This is a genomic window from Paraburkholderia sp. J7 (genome assembly GCF_905220155.1).
Classification (GTDB): Bacteria; Pseudomonadota; Gammaproteobacteria; order Burkholderiales; family Burkholderiaceae; genus Paraburkholderia.
The window spans coordinates 1-623 of the sequence record NZ_CAJMYZ010000085.1; the positions used below are offsets into that span (position 1 = coordinate 1).

A 623-nucleotide genomic window follows, 5' to 3' on the forward strand; every position below is an offset into this window, starting at 1 on the left:
TTCGGCTCGAGCTGGAACGGCAAGCGCATCGGCGCGATCGGCGACATCGTCTCGTTCAGCTTTCACGCCAACAAGAACCTCACGTCGATCGAAGGCGGCGCGCTCGTCCTCAACGACGAAGCCGAGGCCGTGCTCGCGCAGAAGTACCGCCTGCAGGGCATCACGCGCACCGGCTTCGACCGCATGGACTGCGACGTGCTCGGCGGCAAGTACAATCTCACGGATGTCGCGGCGCGCGTCGGACTCGGCCAGCTCAAGCACATCGAGCGCTTCACCGTGCAGCGTCGTGCGCTTGCGCGGGCCTACTTCGCGGGTTTCGAGGGCGGCGCGGCGGTGAAGCTCGGCATGGGCCTGCCGCTCGCCGATTTCGCCAACAGCAACTGGCACATGTTCCAGATCACGCTGCCGCTCGAAAAGCTCGCGATCGACCGCGCGGGCTTCATGGGTGAGCTGAAAGAGCGCGGCATCGGCTCGGGCGTGCATTACCCGGCGATCCACCTCTTCACGCTCTACCGCGAGCGCGGTTTCAAGGCGGGCATGTTCCCGCACGCGGAGCGCTTCGGCGCGAGCACGGTCACGCTGCCGCTCTTCACGCAGATGACCGAGGCCGACGTGGCGCGCGT

The 623-nt window shown here is 66.8% G+C and carries 1 protein-coding gene; it reads left to right on the forward strand.

What is annotated here, in order from left to right:
- A partial coding sequence (locus tag U5A58_RS40430; protein WP_321965457.1) for a DegT/DnrJ/EryC1/StrS aminotransferase family protein occupies positions 1-623 on the forward strand: 623 nt, incomplete at both ends.